This window comes from Bacillus sp. sid0103, assembly GCF_019219025.1.
In genome coordinates, this window is sequence record NZ_JAHUWN010000022.1 from 45,938 (window position 1) to 66,947 (window position 21,010).

Below are 21,010 nucleotides of genomic sequence, written 5' to 3' on the forward strand. Positions count from 1 at the left end.
TTAGTTTAAGAATAGTCGGTAGGACTAGGATTTATATTAAATCGAATGGAGAAAGTGGAACCCTCATCGCCCGTTGATATATCAATTTCGGCATGATGTCGTTTTGCAACACTGTAGCAGATAGCCAAACCTAATCCGGTTCCCGTCTCTTTCGTTGTAAAGAAAGGTGTTCCTAATTTTTGTAGTACTTCCGGGCTAATGCCATGACCCTGATCTTTTATTTCTAAAATGACGGCCTGTTTTTCCGTATAAGTCTTAATGGTAAGTTTTCCGTTAGACGACATGGCATCTAGCCCATTTAGAGCAATATTTAAAATAAGTTGACGGATTTCTTTCTGATCTATGAATATATCCGGACACTGATTTAACTCCAGCTTAACATGTTTGCTTGACCGAAAAGCTTCTGCTTGAATTAATGGAGATAATGCTTCAAGTATCGTATTTAAGTTTTGCTTTTTCTTCACACTGACCTTGTTTTTGGCTAGATTAAGAAATTCCGTGATAATAGAGTTTGCTCTTGTTAATTCGTCTAACATCAAATCAATGATCTCTGCTGATAAATTAGCGCTGTCATTCCTTGATAATTGTAAAAACCCTTGAACAGTAGTCATGGGATTTCTGATTTCATGGGCGATTCCTGCAGCCATCTCACCGATTAAATTCAAACGATCTAAGCGAGACATCTCTTTCTCTAAGTGAACGGTTTCCGTAATATCTGTTAAAACCATGAGCGTACATGGTTCAGGATGGATATCAATCATTTCAGTCGATAATAATCCATCGCGAATATCGCCGTCTTTCGTCTTATAACTAATTTTCTTATTACGAATTTTCAGATCCAGATTAATTGGTTTTCCTGTGGATTCATCGATAAAATTCTTTACATTTATTTTGTGTTTTTCCAACTCTGTCATGCTATAACCAGTAAAATTTAACCAACTAGTATTTACTTCAATAAAGGTTAAATTCTTCTGAGAAAAAATCGCCATTAAACAGGGACTAGATTCAAAGATTTTACGAAATCTTTCTTGGGAACGGTACAGATGGCTGGCGATCCTTTCTCGTTCCTCTATCTCATTTTGTAGTCTCTCATTAGCCCTTATCAGTTCTTGCGTTCGTTTTTCTACTATTTGTTCCATATTATTGTATTGAAGTTTCTTAATCTCCTCTATCTGCTTTCTTTCTGTGACATCCCGAATGCTACATACAAAGAGGTTATGCTTTTCAATGGTGGTTTCACCAATTAGAATATCAGCATGAAAGTGACTTTCATCTTTCCGAACAGCTACCGATTCTATCACCTTTCCTGCGGATTCTTTTATAGAGGATAAGAAAGAAAACGAAGAATCTTGGACATGATCTCCCATCCAAGTTAGAAAAAGCCTCAAAACATTGCCGCCGATTAATTCCTCAGCTCTGTATCCAAACATGCTTTTTATTGCTGGATTCACCGATAATATAGATCCCTGATCGTCAAACGTAAGGATCGTGTCAACGATGGTTTCACCAATAACTTTAGATAATGCCTCTGTACGACGTAAATTTAAGGTGGTCCTATCTAACTTTTTATTCATCTCATTCAGTTCAACTTTACGTTCTCGATCAGTTTGAATGATATTTTCTTGATGATTTTGGTGTATTTTAACAAATTGTTCAATTTTATACTTCAATGTTTTTGGATTAAAGGGTTTCATAATATAATCAATGGCCCCAACTGAATACCCTTCATACACATGTTCCATATCTAGACTAATCGCTGTTATAAAAATGATTGGAATATGTCTAGTTTTTTCTCTAGCCTTAATAAGCTTCGCTGTTTCAAAACCATTTAACCCAGGCATCTGTACATCCAGTAAAATAACAGCAAAATCTTGTTTTAGCATACATTTTAACGCTTCTTTACCTGAATTTGCGCTAACCAAGTGATAATTGGGAGATGTAAGTACAGCTTTCAATGCTAATAGATTTTCAGGATGATCATCCACCATTAATATATTTACCTTATTAGAATGGGGACTAGTTAACTTTTCGATAGAGTTTTTCTGATGCGTCAAATTCTCTGTAACAGTGTTCATAACTTGTAAATTTTATCCCCTCTCTTATACCCAACCCAAGAAACCCTGCTGGGCTTAGGCTCTTATATAATAACGTGTGGACATGATTTTGAAGAACCTTATTAAAATAGATTAAGACATTTCGGCATATAATAATATCAAACTCGTTAAACGATTGGTCTGTTACTAAATTATGCTGGGCAAACACCACATTTTTTTGCAAAAAGGAATGGAAAAATACTTTATCATCCACTGCCTTATAATATTCCGAAAAGGCCCTTTTCCCGTCTGCCTCGATATAGTTTTTAGTGTAGAGCTGCATCCTGTCTAATGGAAAGGTCCCTTGCTTCGCCTTTTCTAAAACATTTTTGTTTATATCAGTAGCAAATATTCTCGTTTTTTCGTAAATCCCTTCTTCATGCAAGAGAATAGACATAGAATAGACCTCTTCTCCTGATGAACAGCCAACATGCCAAATTCGAATTTCAGGATAATCTTTTACTAAAGGGATGATCTTTGTTCGGAATGTCTTAAAAAATGAAGGATCCCGAAACATCTCTGTTACATTAATCGAGAAATCAGAAAGCAATTCCCCCATGACAGCTGGGTCACGAAGTATCTTTTCCTGGAGAGCAGATATACTTGGTAGATTTTCCTTACGAACACGATGGATAATTCTCCTTTGGATGAAAGGAAAGGCATAGTTTCGAAAATCATAACCATAAAATCGAAAAACGGCCTCTAGCAGTAAATCGATTTCTATTCTTTCTATCTCATCTGTCTGTAGAATATTAGGTTTTATTATCAAATTCTCTACCCCTCCTTACTATACAGCCATACTTGCATTAAGGAAAATAACTGGTCTAAGTTAATTGGCTTACTGATATAATCCGTTGCTCCCGCATTTAAACATTCTTCTCTGCTGCGTTTCATTGCCTTAGCTGTAAGGGCGATGATTGGGATCGTTTGGAATTCAGTTAGATGACGAATGCGCCGCATTGCTTCAAACCCATCCATCTCAGGCATCATAATGTCCATTAAAATGAGGTCTGTTTCTGGATTTTCCTTTAATACCTCAATCCCTTCACGGCCATTTTCTGCTACAATTATATCCATTTCAAACTTCTCAAGAGCAATGGTTAAGGCATACACATTTCGTATATCATCATCTACAATGAGAATTTTCTTGTTTTTCAAAGAAGAAATGCCATCTGGTTTTATTGGACCTTCTAAATCTTTGAGTGAATCATCTTCATAAAGACTTATGGCCGCTTCTTCCAAAGCGGTATTTTCTACTATTTTGCTGTTTGTTTGAAAGTATGGCAAATATAAAGTGAAGGTGCTTCCATTTCCCTTCGTACTAGAGACCTCTATATATCCACCTAATAACTGGGCCATTTCGCGACTAATGGACAGTCCTAATCCAGTGCCTCCATATTGACGACTTGTCGTTCCATCTGCTTGTTTAAAGGCATCAAATATTGTTTCTTGTTTATCCTTATCAATGCCTATTCCTGTATCGATCACGGAGAAAGCAAGCATCGATTGCTCTCGAGTTTCTCCCTCAAAAAGCTGCCCACTGACTTCTTTTATTTCCTTCCGAATATCTAATGATACACTGCCACGTTCAGTAAACTTAAACGCATTTGAAAGGAGATTTTTTAAAATTTGCTGTAAGCGTTGTTCATCCGTATAGAATGTCCCTGCTAAACTTCCTTCCATCTTAATTGAAAACTGTACATTTTTTTGAATCGCAAGAGGGGAAAATTGTCTTTCGATAAAATCTTGGACATCATGAAGATCTACCTCTTTAGGATTGACATCTAATTTTCCTGACTCCACTTTCGCCAAATCTAAGACATCATTGATTAAATGAAGTAAATCATTACCAGATGAGTAGATCGTACGAATATACTCAACCTGCTCAACGGTAAGATTACCATCCCCGTTTTCAGCAAGTATTTGAGCTAAAATTAGTAAACTATTAAGTGGAGTTCTTAACTCGTGTGACATATTGGCTAGAAACTCGGATTTATATTGAGAGCTAAGTTCTAATTGTTGCGCTTTTTCTTCAAGTGCCTCTCTCACCTTTTCAATTTCCTTGTTCTTTTGTTCAGAGGCTATATACTGCTCCTCAAGTTTTTCATTCGTCGTCCTTAATTCCTCTTGTTGTAACTGCAGTTCTTCTGATTGAGATTGGAGTTCTTCTGTCAATGCTTGTGATTCTTGCAATAATCTTTCTGCTTTCATATGACTAACAATACTGTTTATCTTGATACCTATATTATTAGTTACTGCTTCCAATAACTTAACCTGGAGGGGACAAAAGGACTCAAATGATGCAATTTCAATGACAGCTAGTACATCATTTTCAAATTGAATCGGTAAAATAATAATATTTTTGGGTGAACCAACTCCCGTTCCTGATCCTATTTTAACGTAATGATCTGGAACATTGGTTAGTAAGATAGAACGTTTTTCAAGTGCACATTGGCCGATAAGACCCTCTCCAAAACGAAACCGCATATAATCTTTATTATTATCTAGTGAAGCATAGGCAGATATCTTTCTTAAATACTGCTCTCTCTCTTCCACTTCCTTAACATAGAAAACTCCGTAACTTGCTCCTACCATTGGGACAAGCTTTGTAATTAACAATTGTGCTAACATAGAAACATTTTCAACTTCAGGATAGATGGTGGCTATTTCAGCAATTTTTGCATGAAGCCAACTTTGATCTTCTGCTTCTTCTTTTAATTGTTTCTCTAGCTTACTTTGTTCCTCGAGTGCATGTGCCATTTTATTAAAGGAAACAGCGATTTCACCTAATTCACCCTTAGTTGAAATCTGAATTCGGGGTAATGAACTAAAATCACTTGTGATAGCACTTTTCATCACTTCTGTTATGTTGTTAAGGTTATTTGTGATACCTCTAATAATCCAAATCGTGAAAACAATGCCAATACATAAGGCAATGGCAAGATAAATGTATATGATGGTGACAGCCCAGTTGTATGTATCTTTAGATCTTAATAGTTCATCTTTCATCTTTTGTTCTTGCAATCCATAGAGAAGATCAGCAATTTGATTCATTCTTTGCCTAATCAGTTCTGAATCAGTCCAAAAGACAGCCGGAATTTCCATTGCCGGATTTAGTTTTTTTGTTGCTATAGCTTGTTGACCCATAGTTAAATACTGGTCATGCAATGTTTTATATTTTGCGATTAGTTCTTTTGATTTTTCTTGCTTGTCCATTTTTTCTAGTGAATCAATTGCAGATTGTAAATTGGTATGGGAATCTTCCCAAGAATTCGTTGCATCTAATTGGATATCATTCCCATGGACTGTTAACATCGATGTAATCTCTAGACCGATTCTAGAAGTCTCGTATTTAATCTCGGAAGCCATTTCGATTCTTTCATTTAAATCATTTACAACAACGTTCATATTAACTGTCGTTTGTTTGAGCATGTTCATTAAAATGATAGCGATAATAAAAAATAGCAGCAGCAAGGACCCAATACTTGTATAAAGTTTTGTTTTAAATTTCATAAGACCTCCCTAATTCCTACCGTTTTCAAACTGTTTAATATATTAAACTCAAATTATCGTTATCCGAAAAAATAGAAAATTCAAAACGCTGAATCTTCCTATTTAAACTACATATTTTCTTATTTTACTTTAAGTCATTATTATCGTCTATATAATATTTATTCAAAAAAAAGACTAACTGCGATTAGTTAGTCCGGTTACTATCTCTAAATTATGAATGAAATGTACGACTATACAAGGTATACTTTTCAATCTGCTCACGATTCGGTTCATATCCAATACCAGGTTGTTTTGGAATCGTAATCATCCCATCTTCGACTATTACCTCTGGATCAATAATATCTTCCTTCCAGTAACATGCAGAAGCAGCGGTATCACCTGGAAGTGTAAAATTAGACAGGCTGGTTATCGCGATATTATGTGCCCTTCCAACTCCAGCTTCAAGCATACCTCCACACCAAACCGGAAGCCCATTCGCCGCACATAAATCATGGATTTTTTTAGATTCTGTTAAGCCGCCAACACGGCCGATTTTAATATTAATAATTTTACAACTTCCTAGATGAATTGCCTTTCTCACATCTTCCACACTATGAATACTCTCATCCAGACAAATGGGTGTCTCTATTTGTGCTTGAAGCTGTGCATGATCGACAATATCATCGAAGCCCAATGGCTGCTCGATCATCATTAAATTAAATTGATCCATTGCCTTAAGGGTATCGATATCATCTAAGGTATAGGCAGTATTTGCGTCAGCCATTAATGGAATATCAGGGTAATGTTTTCGAATCTCTGCTAAAATATTTATATCCCAACCCGGTTGAATTTTCACCTTGATACGTTTATATCCTTCTTGTAAATGACTCTCAATCAAAGCTAATAATTCTTCGACAGTATCCTGAATCCCGATGCTGACGCCGACTTCAATCTTTTCTAATGTTCCCCCAAGGGCACTCGCAAGACTTACTCCTTGCTGTTTAGCATAAGCGTCCCAAATCGCACCTTCAAGGGCAGCCTTTGCCATATAATTCCCACGAACATGATGAAACCGTTTGGAGACCTCATCAGGATGAGATATCGGCTCTTTTAGAAGAAGTGGAATCAGAAAATCCTCCATCATATGCCAATTGGTTTTGACAGTCTCTTCCTTATAAGTGGCATCAATCGCAGCCACGGATTCAGCCCATCCTGTTATACCATCCTTTGTTTTGACTTCGACCAAGATAAAATCTTTATCATATTCGGTCCCTACAGCTGTCGTGAAGGGGTGTAAAAGATCCATTTTCATATGTCTTAACACAATTCGTTGTATTTCCATTCTATATATCCCTCATTCCGTTAAGTACGTTTCTTAGATATTACATAGTGATGAAGGTAAGAATGATCACTCTTCCGTAATGCAGTAACCATCCACCCTTTACTCAGATATTGGGTAAAAACCTCGCGGGTTTTCATTCGCCATTCCAATGCAGCCTTCAAATTATTCGATTTAATGGATTGGAATTGATTTGGGACGGGTACATACAGGACCTCGGCATCCTCCTCGTAATCAAGAAAGACAGACTTCGGAACCGGGAAGCCCTGGGCATCCATTTCCACATCAATTAAAAGCGGCACTTCATGGAGATCAGCAGAATCTTCTCTCCGCTTCGACGTTTCACCAGCTACGTTCCATTCCACTAAAAAGCGATCAGAAGGCAAGCCTGCATTAAGGATATCAGGCATTTTACCGTAGCAATTCTCAATATATTGCGTACATACTCCACCTAATTTGCTTAAATTAAGATAGCCATTGACTGTTTCCAGTGGATCATACGTCCATGTGATTAGTTGATAGCCCATGTTAAGTGCTTCTTCACGCTGCCTTAGCTTTAATTTTTCTCCAATCCCTATTTTCCGAAAATCTGGGTGAATCCCCATGCTATGCGAACATAGATAAACAGTTTTACCATCAAATCCAGGAAAGCTATACTGGAATCCAATTAAACGAGCTCCCGAAAAAGCTCCAATCACCATTCCGCCATTTTTAACAACAGCGATACTATGGTTAACTGGGACCGGATCCTCGTCAGCCCATACCAAACTTTCTAAGTCTCTAACGGCAGTCAATTCTTCTGCCGTATGTAACATGCGTAATATAATCGGTTCTTGTAAATCCATTTTGAGTAACCTTCCTCCTGTTACTTAATTAGATGACACTTTTATTTATTGAAGCAGCATTATAAAGTAGACTAGTTAATATTTTCGTTCCATAAAGGAGCGCCTTCTGATTAAACTGCATGTCTGGGTGGTGAAGTCCAGGACGCAAGTCACAGCCTAATCCAAGCATGGTCGCCTTTAGCTTCGGATTTTGAAGGGTATAGAAGTGAAAATCTTCGCCCCCTTGTGAGATACAGTTGTCGTCTACATTTTCTTCACCCATGACAACGGCAACTGCATCCATTGCTAACTTAATAGCTTCTTTATTTAATCTTGCGGCTGGTACAAATTCTTTCACCGTTCCGCTTATACTTGTCCCAGTCAAAGCACCTACCTTCTCTAGCAAGTCCAATGCTCGGGACTGCAGTTCATCCATTGCTTCATTTGTTGTTGCCCGTAAGTCCAAAATATAATTTGCGGTTTCGGGAATGACATTGGAGGAACCTCCGCCAGCATGTAAGCCTGTCATTTTAATAGAAAAAGAATCCTGGTTTTTTAAGCGAATGTTTTGCAAGGCTTGGATTAAGTAAGATGCAGCTTCGATCGGATTGTTGCCATCTTGTGGACGGGATGCATGTGCTTGCTTCCCCTTAATTACCCCGTAAATGGTGGCACAGGAGCTATGAACAATCGCAGGAGCTACTTTTCCCATTGGAACTTCATCCCATGGACGAAGATGAACACCAAATAAGTAATGGACACCATCCAAAGCTCCTTCTTGCATCATTTGTAGTGCACCCTCACCTTTCTCCTCTGCTGGTTGAAAAATGAAACGAACTGGCTTCGATCGATAAGGTTTACAAGCCGCAAAAGCCAAGGCAGTATGTAGTACCATGGTGCTGTGGGCATCATGCCCACAGGAATGATTGGGTTGAACCTTTCCTTTCACTTCTTGTAATAGGGCATCCATATCGGCACGTAAAGCGACTATCTCGTTGCCTTCTCCTGGAATATCGGCAACAATACCAAAATGCCCTTCGTATGTTTTAAAAGGTATCTCCGCTTCGGTTAATACTGCCTTAATAAAGTGTGAGGTCTTATGTTCCTGCCAACTTGGCTCAGCCAATTGGTGTAGGTCAACATATGTTTTTAGAATCGCTTGTTCCTGGCCGTTAATAAAATCAATAAGCTGGCTCATAAAATAGCTCCTCTCCTTTGGTCATTCAACAAAAACACCATATTTCGAGTAAAGCTCTTCTAATTTCTGCTGTCGCGCTTGGATCTGATCCGAATCTTTCACTTTCATCCCGGCAATGATAAAATCCAACAAAATGATTGCTGGTGTGATCGAATGGGCGGCCGATTCGGAATCTTCCTCCGTTGTCAATGTATAATCAGCGATTCGACCGATTGGAGACAATAAACGATCTGTAACGCAAATTAATGGAACCCCCTGTTTTTTTGCACATTCTGCAATATGAAGGGTTTCCTTCGAATAACGAGGGAACGAGATTACAAATAGAACAGAGTGATCACTTAAATCGCCTAACCGCTCATAAATCTCTCCCGTTGAGGGGCAAAGCGTGACTTGATCGCGTAGAGAATGAAGTTGAAAAGAAAACCAGTGGGCTGGTGCATAGGATGCACCCATACCCAAAATGAAGATTCGATCTGCTTTGATTAATTCATCAACGACTTTCCATAGTTCTGTTTCATTGAGTTGATGATTTGTTTGTCGTTGGGAGAGGATATCCTTTTCCAAGATTTCTGTGAATAGAGAGTTGTGCTCTTCTACTCGATTTTCGATTTTCGGATCTGAACTAAATGGATGCAAACTTTTGTTTACAATTTGCTGTTGAATGTAATGCTGCATATCGCTAAAACCATTAAATCCCAACGCATATGAAAGACGGATGACGGTGGTTTCACTGACTTCTACCTTTCGTCCTATCATCGTAGCTGTGTTAAAAGCCGCTTCATCCAGTTTCTCAATTAGATGTTTTGCTACTTTTTTTTGCCCTGGAGACAAAGTTTCATATTTTTCCTTAATCATCGTTTCAAAGCTTTTCATACGTTCCTCCTATTTATGCAGGAAATGCTTCATATTTTAAATTTGTTGCAGTAACTTCTTTATTGTTTTTTATTATACTTTATTTGTTGAATATTTAGAAATCTTTTTTTATTAAAAAACTCAAAAAAGTCTCAGGCATCCTCCAGTAATTGGGTGGTACCTGACACGATCAAAATAACTTTCACCATTTTTTCATATTAACCCCTCTATAATCAAAGGGTGATAATCTCTTCTTATATTTACCAAAGCTTTCATACTTCCATTCATCTATTTAAAGAAACGACAATCACAACGTTTGGCCTGCTAATCGCCCCAATAAGTTCTCCATTTTTTCTACTGAAATAGCCTATTGTTTCAGTTATTTTTTATTTTTCAGGAAGAAACTGTTTATATGGATAAGAAAAAGACCATCTTGAAAAGATGGTCTTTAAACGCGTTTTGTTCCAACGTATCTTGGATGCCAGTATGGGTTATTTGTAGTTGTAATCATAACTCCTTTTGATGAAGAAGCCATAATCATTTTACCATTCCCGATATACATCGCAACGTGTGTCGGTCTACTTGCCTTTGTTGGAGCAAAGAACATTAAATCACCTGGTTGTATATAAGAATAGATACGATATCCATTTCCATAGAACATTTGAGCGGCTGTGCGGTTAAGCGTTCTTCCAGCTTTTGCATATGAGTATTTAACAAGCCCTGAACAGTCAAAGCCACTTGTTGACATTCCGCCCCAACGATAAGGTACGCCTAAATTAGACTTAGCAACCGTAACTGCTTTTGTATTATAATAAGCTGCTTCCGCTTTATCACCCATGTTAGCAAACAAAGAGCCAGAAGAAACGATAAGAACAAATGCTACGATGAATTTCTTTAGCATGATTGTTACCTCCTAGTGTGATTTGATTGTTTAAATATACTAGAAAGGTGTAACAGTGACATCTCAGCAAAATTACAATTCCATTACAAAAATTATTTTAAAATAATTTCAGACTTGTCCACTGTGGTTCAATAAGAAAATCAACAGCATTCATAAACAGTACGTAATTTTTTATTGTATTTTAAATTTATCTTTTTCAACAATATCCTTAACAATGTCTTCAATGGTTACATTTCCTAGTACCTTTTCCATTGCTAACTGGGCTGCTGACAATACAGGTGTGATAGAATCTTGAATATTCCTGCCTACGAGGCAATTAGGGTGCGTATTTTCATGCACACTAAATAATTCTTTTTCCTGCACAACATCGACCGCCTTATAAACGTCAAGAAATGTTATACAAGATGGTTCCTTTGCTAATTTTGCTCCTGCAATACCAGGTTGTACTGCGATTAACCCTGCTTTTTTTAGCATACCCATAATTTTTCTTATCAAGGTTGGGTTCGTGTTTACGCTGCCTGCTAAGAACTCCGATGAGCTGATCCCCTCTTTATTTAATTCAATAAGAGCTAATATATGAATACCAACGGAAAATCTGCTGCTGATGGACATATTCATTCACCTACTTAATATTTATTAAAATGATAACACAGGACCGACATGTATTTAATTTGATTACAACGTATTATACCTTAATACTCGTTAAAAATAAAAAAGCTTTATTATATCAATTGACAAATAACCAAGAAGTATCTATTATGAATACAGGTATTCAATATGAATACAAGTTAAATTTGAACGTTCTATTAGGATGATATTAAAAAATATAATTGGAGGTATAGAAAATGAAAGTGTTAGTAACTGGAGCAACAGGAAAATTGGGGACAAAAGTTGTAGAAACATTATTGAAAACTATTCCAGCAAATCAACTTGCTGTGAGTGTTCGTAATCCAGAGAAAGCTGAAGGATTACGCGCTCGTGGTGTAGAAGTTCGCGAAGGAAATTTTGACCGTCCAGATACACTAGATTCTGCTTTTTCAGGTATCAACAGGCTATTAATTATTTCTGCAGATGGGGACAATGAAGCCAGAATTAAACAGCACACAAATGCGGTAGCTGCTGCAGAGCGTGCTGGAGTTAAATTTATTGCTTATACTAGTTTAGTGAACGCACAGGAAAGTAAAAACTTCCTTGCTCCTACACATAAGGCAACAGAGTTAGCTATCCTAAAAACAGGCATTCCTTATTCTTTCTTACGCAACAATTGGTACATGGAGAATGAAAGCTCCAGCATCCAGGCTGTTCTAGCAGGAGCCCCTTGGGTAACTTCTGCAGGTACTGGAAAAGTAGGTTGGGCGTTACAACAGGATTATGCTGAAGCTGCCGCAGCGGTATTATCAGGGAACGGTCATGAAAACACAATCTATGAACTTTCTGGAAAGTTATTAACTCAAGAAGAACTTGTCTCTTCACTGGGTACTGTATTGGGTAAAGACGTACCTGTACAACAAGTGGATGATAATACTTATGCTGACATTATGAAAGGTGCTGGTGTACCAGATTTCCTCCTTCCTTTTCTTGTTAACATTCAAAAAGACATTCGAGAAGGTACCCTCGAAATCGAGAGTAACGATTTTGAAAAACTTTTGGGACGTCCAGCTACACCTATTAGTGTGGGGCTAACTCAGATCGTGAAAAGTATATCTTAAATAATATTGAACATTATTAAACCGACCCTCTTCCATTAGATTGGTCGGTTTTATTTTTTGTAATAAATATTTTACCACTCATCGGGCAGCCAGATCTTAAATAAAATGCTACATGATTGCTCAAAAAATAATAGTCAATCTAAATACTCACTAACAAGAACAACCTCTGATATTCGGGGCCTATTTTCTATATACTCCTCCTACCAACGTCCAATTGCCACAAATATTGCAAGCGCTAATAAAATGATATTCATCCCGATTGCCTGATTTTCTTTCCTCTTCACGTGTTTTTTGAACAACCTTATTTGTCCCCTCTAATGAATAGTTGTTCATATTATTCTCCTTTAGGAAGTTTAGACTGACTTTACAAAATTAATAAACGCATCTACCTTACTATCTAAGAAACGAAGTGTTCCCTCATCAACCAACTGACCTGTTTGTTCATCAAACTTCTGATTCGCCAAACCAATCAGTACCTCATTTCCTCCTGGTGGAAGAATTTTAGCTTGAATCCCAGGTGCAGCTAAAATTTCACGTAAATGCATTTGAGCCCGGACTGTACCGAGCAGGCCAAGAGTCACGCCTAATGCCATTACTGGTTTGCCAATAAAAACCTTGTCAACCCTAGAAGCCCAATCCAAAGCGTTCTTTAAAACACCTGGTATGGACCAATTGTATTCTGGAGTAATGATGAGAACACCATCTGCGCTTGCAATAGCCTCATTAAATTCTTTTACTGGTTGTGGAGGGGTATTTTCCTCGTCCTGGTCAAAATGTGGCAGAGACCGGATATCCGTAATTTCCATGTCTATTTTGCTCTTATAACGGTCTTGCATGGTTTTAAATAGATGCATGTTATAAGATTCTTTTCTTAAACTACCCACAATTGTTACGATTTTCATGATAAACCTCCAATGTATTTTTTAATCATTTTTGTAAAAAAAGCTCCTGTTGTTCCATGGACTGTTCAGACGTTATCCCATTCATACTTTTTGATGAGTCAGTATGGGCACAACCAAACTTTTAAGTCAACACCTTTTCCTCAACCAACTTTTTCAATCCTTATTTATAATATCATTATTAAAAAAAAAACGCCCAATAGGGCGGCCATATCAGTGGAACTTACTAAGCAGAAATTAGACTACTTTTTTGAGTACCTCTTAGATTAACTTTAGTCCACTTACAAAAATTAAAACAGCAACAATGGTTCGGAGCGGTCTTGTCGGAACCTTTGCAGATATGCTGCTACCAATCAAAACTCCTGGAATTGAGCCCATGAGTAAATTTCCAACAAGCATATAGTTCACATTTCCATATCCAATATGAAGCAATCCTGCAACCGAAACCAAAAGAAACGCGTGAGTTATATCCGTACCTACCATCTCTGATGTCTTCATTCGATATAGATAGATCATTGCCACTGCAAATAAAGAGCCAGAACCTAAAGATGTAAGTCCAACAATAAATCCAAAAATGCATCCAATTAAGATAGTTAGCATCTTCTTTTCTCTCAAAGGTTTTAATTGCCAACGATTAGGTCTTAATTTTTTCTCCACAAATGTTCTAATTATGATAGCCAGTGAAACAAATATCAGTATATATCCGAGGGAATGCCTGATAATCTGTTCTTGATTATGGTAATAAGATTCAAAATAGTGAAGGCCACCTATCGCTAACACCGCACTAGGAATACTTCCTATCGCTAAATACTTAACCATCTGAAGATTAACTGTTTTTTGTCTCCAATGCTGAAAAAGTCCGAAAAATTTCGTAATGGAATTATAAACAAGGTCTGTACCAACAGCAATTGAAGGATTAACCCCTATTAAAATTAAGACAGGGGTTAGGAGAGCTGCTCCCCCTACTCCAGTCAACCCAACCAAAAAACCTACAAGTAAACCCATCAAAGTAATCCCTATACTCATATCGCACGCCCTACCAATTCCTAGTATTTATATAGGATTATATACATTTATATTTATCTTGTAAATAACTAATTATTTTTTAGATTCAGAGAATTGTCCTTTGTTTTTTTAGAAAAATAAAAAGCCACCAAGAATGGTGACTTTTAATATTAATAAGGTTCCATCTAAATCAAATAAAACAGCTTTAATCACTTTTGTATTCACTCTCTCCGATTTGAACATTTATCTATATTAATTAAAATATGCTTAGGGGACTAACAAGCAGTGATATCACACAAATAAACCATGGATAAAAGAACTAAATATGTTAAAATTTAGTATAGGGGTGATAATATGCAAGAGGAAAATAAACCATTTAATCATGTAATTGACCACATGAACAAGATCGAAGGAAATGCAGCGAATCCTACAAATGCTAAATTCAGTAAATTGCCTAAGCCTTTAAAATATATTGGATACTTTATAATTGCATTTATTTCTGTATCTTTAATATTAATAATTATTTTAAATTTAATGAACTAATTGATATTGAATTCAAGAATTATTTCTCTCAGCAATAAAGCGAAAGCTACCATCCAAATAAAATGGAAAGTACCTTTCGCTAATTTTTTTATGGCTTTGTTAAACTTGCCTGTTGATTTCCGCTCCAGGCGCTTCGCTTTCCGCGGGCGGTCCGGGGAGCCTCCTCGTCGCTGCGCTCCTGCGGGGTCTCCCCTGCCCCGTCCTCCCGCAGGAGTCTTCGCGCCTTCCGCTCCTATCAACAGGGTGCCAAAATCATCAATAAGCTTTAACATAGCCTTTTTTATATAGCAGCTGCCAAAATAGTATTTATAAAACGGATGCTGATGAAGGATTACCTTCAATTCCTTGAATCCGCTCCTGATGGGTGTACACATTAAATCCGTTTCCACGGATAAAGCCAACTGCTGTAATACCAAGCTCCGCTGCTAAATCTAGGGCAAGATTGGTGGGTGCAGATTTAGACAGAATAATCCCCACTCCAATCTTGGCTGCTTTTAATAAAACCTCCGATGAAATTCGACCACTGAAGGCAATGATTTTATCCTTAATTGGGATTCGGTTGATAATGCAATAACCAAATAGTTTATCAAGGGCATTATGTCGACCTATATCTGTCCTTGCTGCGACAATTCCATCCTTTGTACATAGAGCAGCATTATGAACCCCTCCCGTTTGTTGAAAATGAGAAGAACTTTCCTGCATCTGGTGCATTAACTCACGGCATTGTTCTGGAGTAACCGTTATTTTCGTCATAACGGTTTTTGCTGTCTTTACATCATTATGAAAGTAAAATTGCCGGCCTTTTCCACAACAAGATCCAATAAACCTCTTAGAATGGAAATCTTTTTGAATCGAATGAGTATTAACAAGATCGACATATGCAAATCCCTTTTCTTCGTCGATATGGATCGAATGAATATCTTGGTATACTCGAATTACACCTTCAGAAGCTAGGAAGCCAACCACCATTTCTTGCAGTTCAGAAGGGGTACAAACCATGGTGGCAAACTCCGTTCCATCTAATATAATCGTTAGGGCAGATTCGACTGCAATGTCGTCCTCTTCCTCGATAAAGTTATCCCCATTATACTTAACAATGTATTGAGAAGTAGTGATTTCCTTTAACAAATGTGGTACCCCTTTCCATGGATATTCTTGCCCTCAACCAACTTCTGTTTCAAGATCCGCAATCGGCTTTTCTAGATAATGAGTATCTTTACGGGCATTATATCGTTCTGCTTTTTCCACATTAACCGTGATGTTGTAATCCGGGATGCCGGCAAATTTCTCATAACGACCGCGAGGCAACAAGAAGTTACCCTCTGGGAAGTGAACTTCTAAATTTCCTTGCGCAATGTCAACAAACTTAGCAGTACCTTGGAAGACGCCAAATCCGTTATAAACAACAATTCCTTCACCTTCAGCAATGCTTAATTTTTGCCCATCAACAGGACTCATTAATACGTCATAACGACCTGCACCGTTTAATGGATCAACTTCTTTATACACCATCGAGTTAAACTGCTTACCACGGCGAGATGTAATAATAAATTGTTCTGGCATTTTATTTAAATCCGGAATATCAACCGGAATTAAGATACCTCTGCCATCTGGGGTTGGACAAAGTCCATCTTCACATAACCAAGCACCCCCCCACTGGAATACGTCTCCTTGCTTTTTTAAATGCTGGATGCCGTCGTAATCAGGGTTTGCTTTGGCAATTTCCTCTCGAATGGCCTGGCCGTCCTTAAAATCAACCAAATGAGCTGTTTCGGGTTTCACACGCTTTGCAAGGTCGAGATAAATTTTCCATTCTGCACGTGCTTCTTCAATCATGTTTTTGTTACCAGTAATTTCTGGAGAGAAGTAAACCATTCGTTCAGTTGATGTACTCGTGCCGCCGCCTTCTTGCTCATAACGCGTTTTCGCCGGTAACACGATGACTGCTTCTTTCGCATCAACTAACGTCGATGTGTTTAAAATAATATCTTGATGAACGCGGATCTCCAGTTCAGATAAGGCTTGTGCAATAAAATCAGGATCAGGCATCGTTTCTAAGAAATTACCACCAGATAGGTAATATAGTTTCACTTTCCGCTCATGATCTTCTGGGAGAACAATGTTTTCTAGTGTGACGCCAACGATGTCACCCTGCCACTCTGGCAGGTCAAATCCCCAAAGCTTTTCGATTCGCTCAACATTGTTCCCATCCCAGCCCCCGCCAGGTAAAACAAACGGGTCTGCCCCCATTTCACCGCTGCCTTGAACACTTGAGTGTCCCCGGAATGGCATAAGACCAGCGTACTTTCGTCCTAAGTGACCACGAAGGAGTGCCAAGTTTGCGACTTGAGAGATATTGTCTGTTGCAAACGAATGCATCGTCAGACCAAGTGCCCACGCATATACAGCATTTTTGCTGTTTGCTAAAAGTTCAGCTAATTCTATGATTCTTTCTTTTGAAACGCCTGAAGATACGATGATGTCTTCCCAAGATTGTTCTTGGACTTTTTTCTTTAATTCTTCGTAACCGTTTACATGTTCCTCTACGAACTCATGGTTAACCGCTGAACCATATGCTTTTTCCTCCATATCAAACCAATGCTTCATGATTCCATGCATAAAGGCAATATCCCCGCCGATGTTGACTTGATAGAAGTCATCGGCAATTTTTGTTCCGAATAATGCGGACTCTGGGTTTGAAGGAATCCAATACTGATCCATCGCTGGTTCTCGGTATGGGTTAACCACAATGATTTTGGTTCCTTTTTTCTTTGCTTCAAGCATGTATTTTGAAGAAACAGGTGATGAGTTCGAAGCGACACTTCCCCAAAACAGTAAGACATCCGTTCCAATCCAATCTAGATAATTGGATGTAGAAGCTCCCACACCAATGGAACGTTTTAAAGCTGTTTTACTTGGAGCGTGGCAAATACGGGATGCGTTATCAATGTGATTGGTCCCGAGAAAACGTGCTACTTTCCCCGCAACATAATAGCTTTCATTTGTAATCCCTCGAGCGGTTAAATAAAAGGCATATTGTTTCGGTTCCAGCTTTTTCATTTTATCTGCAATGAGATCCATTGCGTCATCCCATGTAATACGTGAAAAATAACGTTCCCCTTTGCGACGAATCATTGGATAGGGAATCCGGCCTAGCTTACGAAGTTCAGTGCTATCATATTTCCTTAGTTCATCAATATCGGCATGTAGAATTTCAGGATGAATCGCAGGCATTGTATTTAGCCGAAGCACATTCAAACGTGTGGTGCATACGTGCGGTCCATCCAATGTTTGGTCATATAACCCTGATACACCGAGTGCACAACCGTCACAAACGCCTTTCGTAATAATACGTGTGGCATAGCCGATGTTGTCTTTATTATCCCAAGCGATCTTCATCGTATCGCGGATATGTTGTGGCTTAATCTTTCCAAGTCCAAAGGGAATTGGACTTACCCAGTATTTAGGAGCAGGTAACTTTGCCTTTTTTTGTGGTCCCGGATGTTGGGTTTTTCCCATTTTCATTTCCCCCTCTTTAATGCTATTTGTAAAAATCCAATAAAAAACCACCTACGATAACATCATCCATTACAATGGATAAATATATCTAGGTGGTTAGTCTTTAACAGGTACGCTGTCAAGTGCCAACATTATGCTATTGATAGTAGTTTATCTACGTTTTAAACTTTTCCTCAATGTCTTGATCAAAGACGAAAATCGACATACCTATATCTTTTTCAATATTGATATCCACAAAGACACGAATGAATCGTACATTAAGTAAATCTTCCATTTCCTGAGGATAGTTTTTTCGATAAATCTCCTTTACCATTTCAGTACGAGCAGATCGTAACATTTGTTTGCCATCTTCCGCTGTAGCGATAAATTTTTCAATAGGAGATAAATTGCCTTCTAATTCACAAATTGCCCAGTTCTTACAAAAAGTTGTTCGAACTTGACCAGGGCCTTTACCCATATGACGTTTTCTATACGCGCGAACAATGTTACTAAATTCTGCTTCATACTTATTCACATATTTCATCTCACTTGTTTTTACTCAAGGTTTCATTATGAGTCAAACCTCTTAACCGATTAACAGGTTCGCTGTTTCGTATTAAAAAAGACTCATATTTTATAATAAATCGTAAATTTCACAAATTGTTCACATTAGATGAATTTATAATAACATGGCAGTGAAATCAACACAATAGATATTATGTATTCGATGCTGTTTTTGAAACCTTATTTGCCCCTTTGATCATGATAATAATTTCCACTTTCTTCATTACTATTAAAAGACAAAAGGTCCTCATGATGATAAGATTATTTCAGTTGAAAATTGCTATTTCCCTCATTGATTTTACCCGACTCCAAACGATTCGTTTCAATATATTGGTACTCTGTTTCTAATTCACTCATTGTCCATTCATACAGATGTTTATTATTTTTTTTATAAATTCCAGATCTAATTAGTTCATTTGTTAGAAACTGCCTTTTTTGCTGGACAGCTTTTCGATGTAATTTTTTCAAAAAAAAACCTCCTATTTAATGACTGGTATTTATTTGGTTCACATGGATGGTTGCAATTTAGGAAGGTATATATACAGAAGTAAGGAATCGAAGATGGGTTTTCGAATGGCGGTATGACTATAGGAACATTATCCTTTCTTAGAACATCCTCTTTAGAGCGGACATATTTTACCCCCCTTATCAAGAGATTTGATGAAAGAAGGGTTTCACCTCCTTCCCATAAAGATAATTATATAAGACATTTTTTTAAAATATGTCGATTCAAGGTGTATTTAATGACTCTTAAAGGAATTGTTAATATACTTTAACAAACGAAAAAGCTCTGTATTTTTTGTTACCAAGAATAACGGTATTATATCCATAAAGCACCCTTTTCTACTTTTTTCCATAAATTTAATCAAAAAGTTAATTTTGAAAAAAATTCTTAATCAAATTTAATATTTTTGTAAACCTGAAACGTTTTTATGTATGATACATTGAATTTAAATTTTAAAAGTAATTTGTACATAAGAATAAGAAAAAACTAGTAATCAAGAATGAGATGATCAGATGTTAAATGTTAAAGAGGTTACTGAGCAGCTAAGGGATGTAGGGATAACAGATAGTGAACAAACCGTCATACGCTGGATCCTCGAAGGGAAGCTAAAAGCGAAAAGGACCAAAGATTTTAATATTGACTTTTTGATTAAACCAAAAGATCTAGCAGCATTCATGTTTGAAAAGAAGATTGAATCCAATATTAAACAATATGGTATTGAATTTCAGCTTTGGGAAAAAACGTTTCAAGAGAACCAGAAATTAAACGAGGAAATCGAAGAGTTAAAAAGTATTATTCGGATAGAACGTACAAAAGTTAGTGCCTTAAAAAAAATGTTAAAGGCAGAACATGCTCTCTCCGATCATCCCCCACTTACCTTTAACTCAATGGTTGGTTTAGAAGCGGGTGCTGACAAAACATTGATAAAGAAAGAGTTTAAAAAACTACTTAAAGCCCTTCATCCCGATCGAGGTGGTGACGAGAGACTTTTTAAAGTGTTTTATGATCATTATACAAAGACAATGTAAAATTATTTTTCTACAAACAGCAGAAACAATTTTTATTTTACGTGCTTAATTTGTCTGATTTAGTAGTAAATTTTCTATTCCTTATGAAATATGGAGATTAATGTAGATAAGTTTTATAACGTGATAGCAGGAAAAAATCATCTTGTTACAAAATAATAAAGAAGAAGAAGTAGAAGATGTCTAACGAATAAGTTGAAAGGTGGTTATTTCCCTTGAGTACGGATTTATCCCTACAACAAATCGTCGAAGGTCTACCGAAGTCCTTATTAAATGCAACTGATAGAGATTTGGAAGGATTCCAAAAAATTATCGAAGAAACAATAAAATTAAGAGAAGGTCATCGAAACCTGCAAAAGATGGTTAAAAACTTCTCCACCTCTACGATTCAGCGGTCTTAATATGTAAATTAGCAAAGCATTAAGAAGGTGAAATTCACCTTCTTTTCTTTTCGTTCATTTCTAAACGATTGTTTCTTCTTAAATTCGCACATTGAAACCCAAAATTCGCTCATTACGTTACAAGTCGTTTAATTGCCCTAATATTAGATATATCAACTCACA

21 protein-coding genes are annotated in these 21,010 nt (G+C 37.2%); 4 read left to right on the forward strand and 17 right to left on the reverse strand.

The genetic code is table 11. From position 1 onward, the window contains the following. Nucleotides 1-5: 5 nt before the first annotated feature. The 9 genes from KW850_RS22155 to KW850_RS22195 form a co-directional block, all read right to left on the reverse strand. A complete protein-coding gene (locus KW850_RS22155) occupies nucleotides 6-2,075 on the reverse strand; it encodes a PAS domain S-box protein (protein WP_218349926.1) in 2,070 nt (689 codons plus the stop codon). After that, complete coding sequence (locus KW850_RS22160; RefSeq protein WP_256358382.1) at nucleotides 2,017-2,862, reverse strand: CheR family methyltransferase; 846 nt, start codon at nucleotides 2,860-2,862, stop codon at nucleotides 2,017-2,019. The genes KW850_RS22155 and KW850_RS22160 overlap by 59 nt, the downstream gene beginning before the upstream one ends. A 5-nt stretch (nucleotides 2,863-2,867) precedes the next feature. Then, nucleotides 2,868-5,606: a hybrid sensor histidine kinase/response regulator gene (locus KW850_RS22165; protein WP_218349927.1), complete on the reverse strand. Its 2,739-nt coding sequence runs from the start codon at nucleotides 5,604-5,606 to the stop codon at nucleotides 2,868-2,870. 211 nt (nucleotides 5,607-5,817) lie between these two features. After that, on the reverse strand, nucleotides 5,818-6,927 hold the full coding sequence (menC, locus tag KW850_RS22170; protein WP_218349928.1) for an o-succinylbenzoate synthase: 1,110 nt from the start codon (nucleotides 6,925-6,927) through the stop codon (nucleotides 5,818-5,820). A gap of 20 nt (nucleotides 6,928-6,947) precedes the next feature. Further along, nucleotides 6,948-7,769 carry a GNAT family N-acetyltransferase gene (locus KW850_RS22175; protein WP_218349929.1) on the reverse strand — a complete coding sequence of 274 codons (822 nt, stop codon included), beginning with the start codon at nucleotides 7,767-7,769 and terminating at the stop codon, nucleotides 6,948-6,950. A 28-nt stretch (nucleotides 7,770-7,797) separates the two neighbouring features. Beyond that, nucleotides 7,798-8,946 carry an amidohydrolase gene (locus KW850_RS22180; protein WP_218349930.1) on the reverse strand — a complete coding sequence of 383 codons (1,149 nt, stop codon included), beginning with the start codon at nucleotides 8,944-8,946 and terminating at the stop codon, nucleotides 7,798-7,800. A 21-nt stretch (nucleotides 8,947-8,967) separates the two neighbouring features. After that, on the reverse strand, nucleotides 8,968-9,819 hold the full coding sequence (locus KW850_RS22185; protein ID WP_218349931.1) for a MurR/RpiR family transcriptional regulator: 852 nt from the start codon (nucleotides 9,817-9,819) through the stop codon (nucleotides 8,968-8,970). A gap of 427 nt (nucleotides 9,820-10,246) precedes the next feature. Continuing rightward, the gene (locus KW850_RS22190) at nucleotides 10,247-10,699 is read right to left on the reverse strand and encodes a C40 family peptidase (protein ID WP_218349932.1); all 453 of its coding nucleotides are present in this window, start codon (nucleotides 10,697-10,699) and stop codon (nucleotides 10,247-10,249) included. A gap of 171 nt (nucleotides 10,700-10,870) precedes the next feature. Then, nucleotides 10,871-11,311 (reverse strand): Rrf2 family transcriptional regulator, encoded by a 441-nt coding sequence (locus tag KW850_RS22195; protein WP_218349933.1) that lies wholly within the window; start codon nucleotides 11,309-11,311, stop codon nucleotides 10,871-10,873. A gap of 233 nt (nucleotides 11,312-11,544) precedes the next feature. Between KW850_RS22195 and KW850_RS22200 the strand changes: the two genes are divergently transcribed. Then, complete coding sequence (locus tag KW850_RS22200) at nucleotides 11,545-12,408, forward strand: SDR family oxidoreductase (RefSeq protein ID WP_218349934.1); 864 nt, start codon at nucleotides 11,545-11,547, stop codon at nucleotides 12,406-12,408. Nucleotides 12,409-12,588: 180 nt separating this feature from the next. Here KW850_RS22200 and KW850_RS22205 read toward each other — a convergent pair whose 3' ends face one another. From KW850_RS22205 to KW850_RS22215, 3 genes are all read right to left on the reverse strand, one after another. Continuing rightward, nucleotides 12,589-12,741, reverse strand: coding sequence for a hypothetical protein (locus tag KW850_RS22205; protein WP_218349935.1), 153 nt, complete (start codon nucleotides 12,739-12,741; stop codon nucleotides 12,589-12,591). A 20-nt stretch (nucleotides 12,742-12,761) separates the two neighbouring features. Further along, nucleotides 12,762-13,310, reverse strand: a complete 549-nt coding sequence (locus KW850_RS22210; protein WP_218349936.1) for an NADPH-dependent FMN reductase — start codon at nucleotides 13,308-13,310, stop codon at nucleotides 12,762-12,764. A 258-nt stretch (nucleotides 13,311-13,568) separates the two neighbouring features. Next, nucleotides 13,569-14,333: a sulfite exporter TauE/SafE family protein gene (locus KW850_RS22215; protein ID WP_218349937.1), complete on the reverse strand. Its 765-nt coding sequence runs from the start codon at nucleotides 14,331-14,333 to the stop codon at nucleotides 13,569-13,571. A gap of 333 nt (nucleotides 14,334-14,666) precedes the next feature. On the opposite strand from KW850_RS22215, the gene KW850_RS22220 reads away from it, so the two are divergent. After that, complete coding sequence (locus KW850_RS22220; RefSeq protein ID WP_218349938.1) at nucleotides 14,667-14,855, forward strand: hypothetical protein; 189 nt, start codon at nucleotides 14,667-14,669, stop codon at nucleotides 14,853-14,855. On the opposite strand, the gene KW850_RS22225 is transcribed toward KW850_RS22220, so the two are convergent. The 5 genes from KW850_RS22225 to KW850_RS22245 form a co-directional block, all read right to left on the reverse strand. Beyond that, a complete protein-coding gene (locus KW850_RS22225; RefSeq protein WP_218349939.1) occupies nucleotides 14,852-15,196 on the reverse strand; it encodes a hypothetical protein in 345 nt (114 codons plus the stop codon). The genes KW850_RS22220 and KW850_RS22225 overlap by 4 nt on opposite strands. Continuing rightward, on the reverse strand, nucleotides 15,162-15,983 hold the full coding sequence (gene fdhD / locus KW850_RS22230) for a formate dehydrogenase accessory sulfurtransferase FdhD (RefSeq protein ID WP_218349940.1): 822 nt from the start codon (nucleotides 15,981-15,983) through the stop codon (nucleotides 15,162-15,164). Before fdhD ends, KW850_RS22225 begins: the two co-directional genes overlap by 35 nt. 33 nt (nucleotides 15,984-16,016) lie before the next feature. Then, on the reverse strand, nucleotides 16,017-18,374 hold the full coding sequence (locus KW850_RS22235; RefSeq protein ID WP_218349941.1) for an FdhF/YdeP family oxidoreductase: 2,358 nt from the start codon (nucleotides 18,372-18,374) through the stop codon (nucleotides 16,017-16,019). A gap of 154 nt (nucleotides 18,375-18,528) precedes the next feature. Then, a complete protein-coding gene (locus tag KW850_RS22240) occupies nucleotides 18,529-18,888 on the reverse strand; it encodes a Na-translocating system protein MpsC family protein (protein WP_218349942.1) in 360 nt (119 codons plus the stop codon). A gap of 290 nt (nucleotides 18,889-19,178) precedes the next feature. Continuing rightward, nucleotides 19,179-19,385 (reverse strand): Fur-regulated basic protein FbpA, encoded by a 207-nt coding sequence (locus KW850_RS22245; RefSeq protein ID WP_218349943.1) that lies wholly within the window; start codon nucleotides 19,383-19,385, stop codon nucleotides 19,179-19,181. 549 nt (nucleotides 19,386-19,934) lie between these two features. Here KW850_RS22245 and KW850_RS22250 point away from each other — a divergent pair. Both KW850_RS22250 and KW850_RS22255 read left to right on the forward strand, forming a co-directional pair. Beyond that, nucleotides 19,935-20,450: a J domain-containing protein gene (locus KW850_RS22250; protein WP_218349944.1), complete on the forward strand. Its 516-nt coding sequence runs from the start codon at nucleotides 19,935-19,937 to the stop codon at nucleotides 20,448-20,450. Nucleotides 20,451-20,662: 212 nt separating this feature from the next. Then, a complete protein-coding gene (locus KW850_RS22255; protein WP_218349945.1) occupies nucleotides 20,663-20,848 on the forward strand; it encodes a hypothetical protein in 186 nt (61 codons plus the stop codon). The last annotated feature ends 162 nt before the right edge of the window (nucleotides 20,849-21,010 follow it).

Bases quoted from the DNA above. Each gene is read 5' to 3' on its own strand.
- KW850_RS22155 (WP_218349926.1), bottom strand. From the start codon at position 2,075: ATGAACACTGTTACAGAGAATTTGACGCATCAGAAAAACTCTATCGAA.
- KW850_RS22165 (WP_218349927.1), bottom strand. From the start codon at position 5,606: ATGAAATTTAAAACAAAACTTTATACAAGTATTGGGTCCTTGCTGCTG.
- menC (WP_218349928.1), bottom strand. From the start codon at position 6,927: ATGGAAATACAACGAATTGTGTTAAGACATATGAAAATGGATCTTTTA.
- KW850_RS22175 (WP_218349929.1), bottom strand. From the start codon at position 7,769: ATGGATTTACAAGAACCGATTATATTACGCATGTTACATACGGCAGAA.
- KW850_RS22180 (WP_218349930.1), bottom strand. From the start codon at position 8,946: ATGAGCCAGCTTATTGATTTTATTAACGGCCAGGAACAAGCGATTCTA.
- KW850_RS22185 (WP_218349931.1), bottom strand. From the start codon at position 9,819: ATGAAAAGCTTTGAAACGATGATTAAGGAAAAATATGAAACTTTGTCT.
- KW850_RS22190 (WP_218349932.1), bottom strand. From the start codon at position 10,699: ATGCTAAAGAAATTCATCGTAGCATTTGTTCTTATCGTTTCTTCTGGC.
- KW850_RS22195 (WP_218349933.1), bottom strand. From the start codon at position 11,311: ATGTCCATCAGCAGCAGATTTTCCGTTGGTATTCATATATTAGCTCTT.
- KW850_RS22200 (WP_218349934.1), top strand. From the start codon at position 11,545: ATGAAAGTGTTAGTAACTGGAGCAACAGGAAAATTGGGGACAAAAGTT.
- KW850_RS22205 (WP_218349935.1), bottom strand. From the start codon at position 12,741: ATGAACAACTATTCATTAGAGGGGACAAATAAGGTTGTTCAAAAAACA.
- KW850_RS22210 (WP_218349936.1), bottom strand. From the start codon at position 13,310: ATGAAAATCGTAACAATTGTGGGTAGTTTAAGAAAAGAATCTTATAAC.
- KW850_RS22215 (WP_218349937.1), bottom strand. From the start codon at position 14,333: ATGAGTATAGGGATTACTTTGATGGGTTTACTTGTAGGTTTTTTGGTT.
- KW850_RS22220 (WP_218349938.1), top strand. From the start codon at position 14,667: ATGCAAGAGGAAAATAAACCATTTAATCATGTAATTGACCACATGAAC.
- KW850_RS22235 (WP_218349941.1), bottom strand. From the start codon at position 18,374: ATGGGAAAAACCCAACATCCGGGACCACAAAAAAAGGCAAAGTTACCT.
- KW850_RS22250 (WP_218349944.1), top strand. From the start codon at position 19,935: ATGTTAAATGTTAAAGAGGTTACTGAGCAGCTAAGGGATGTAGGGATA.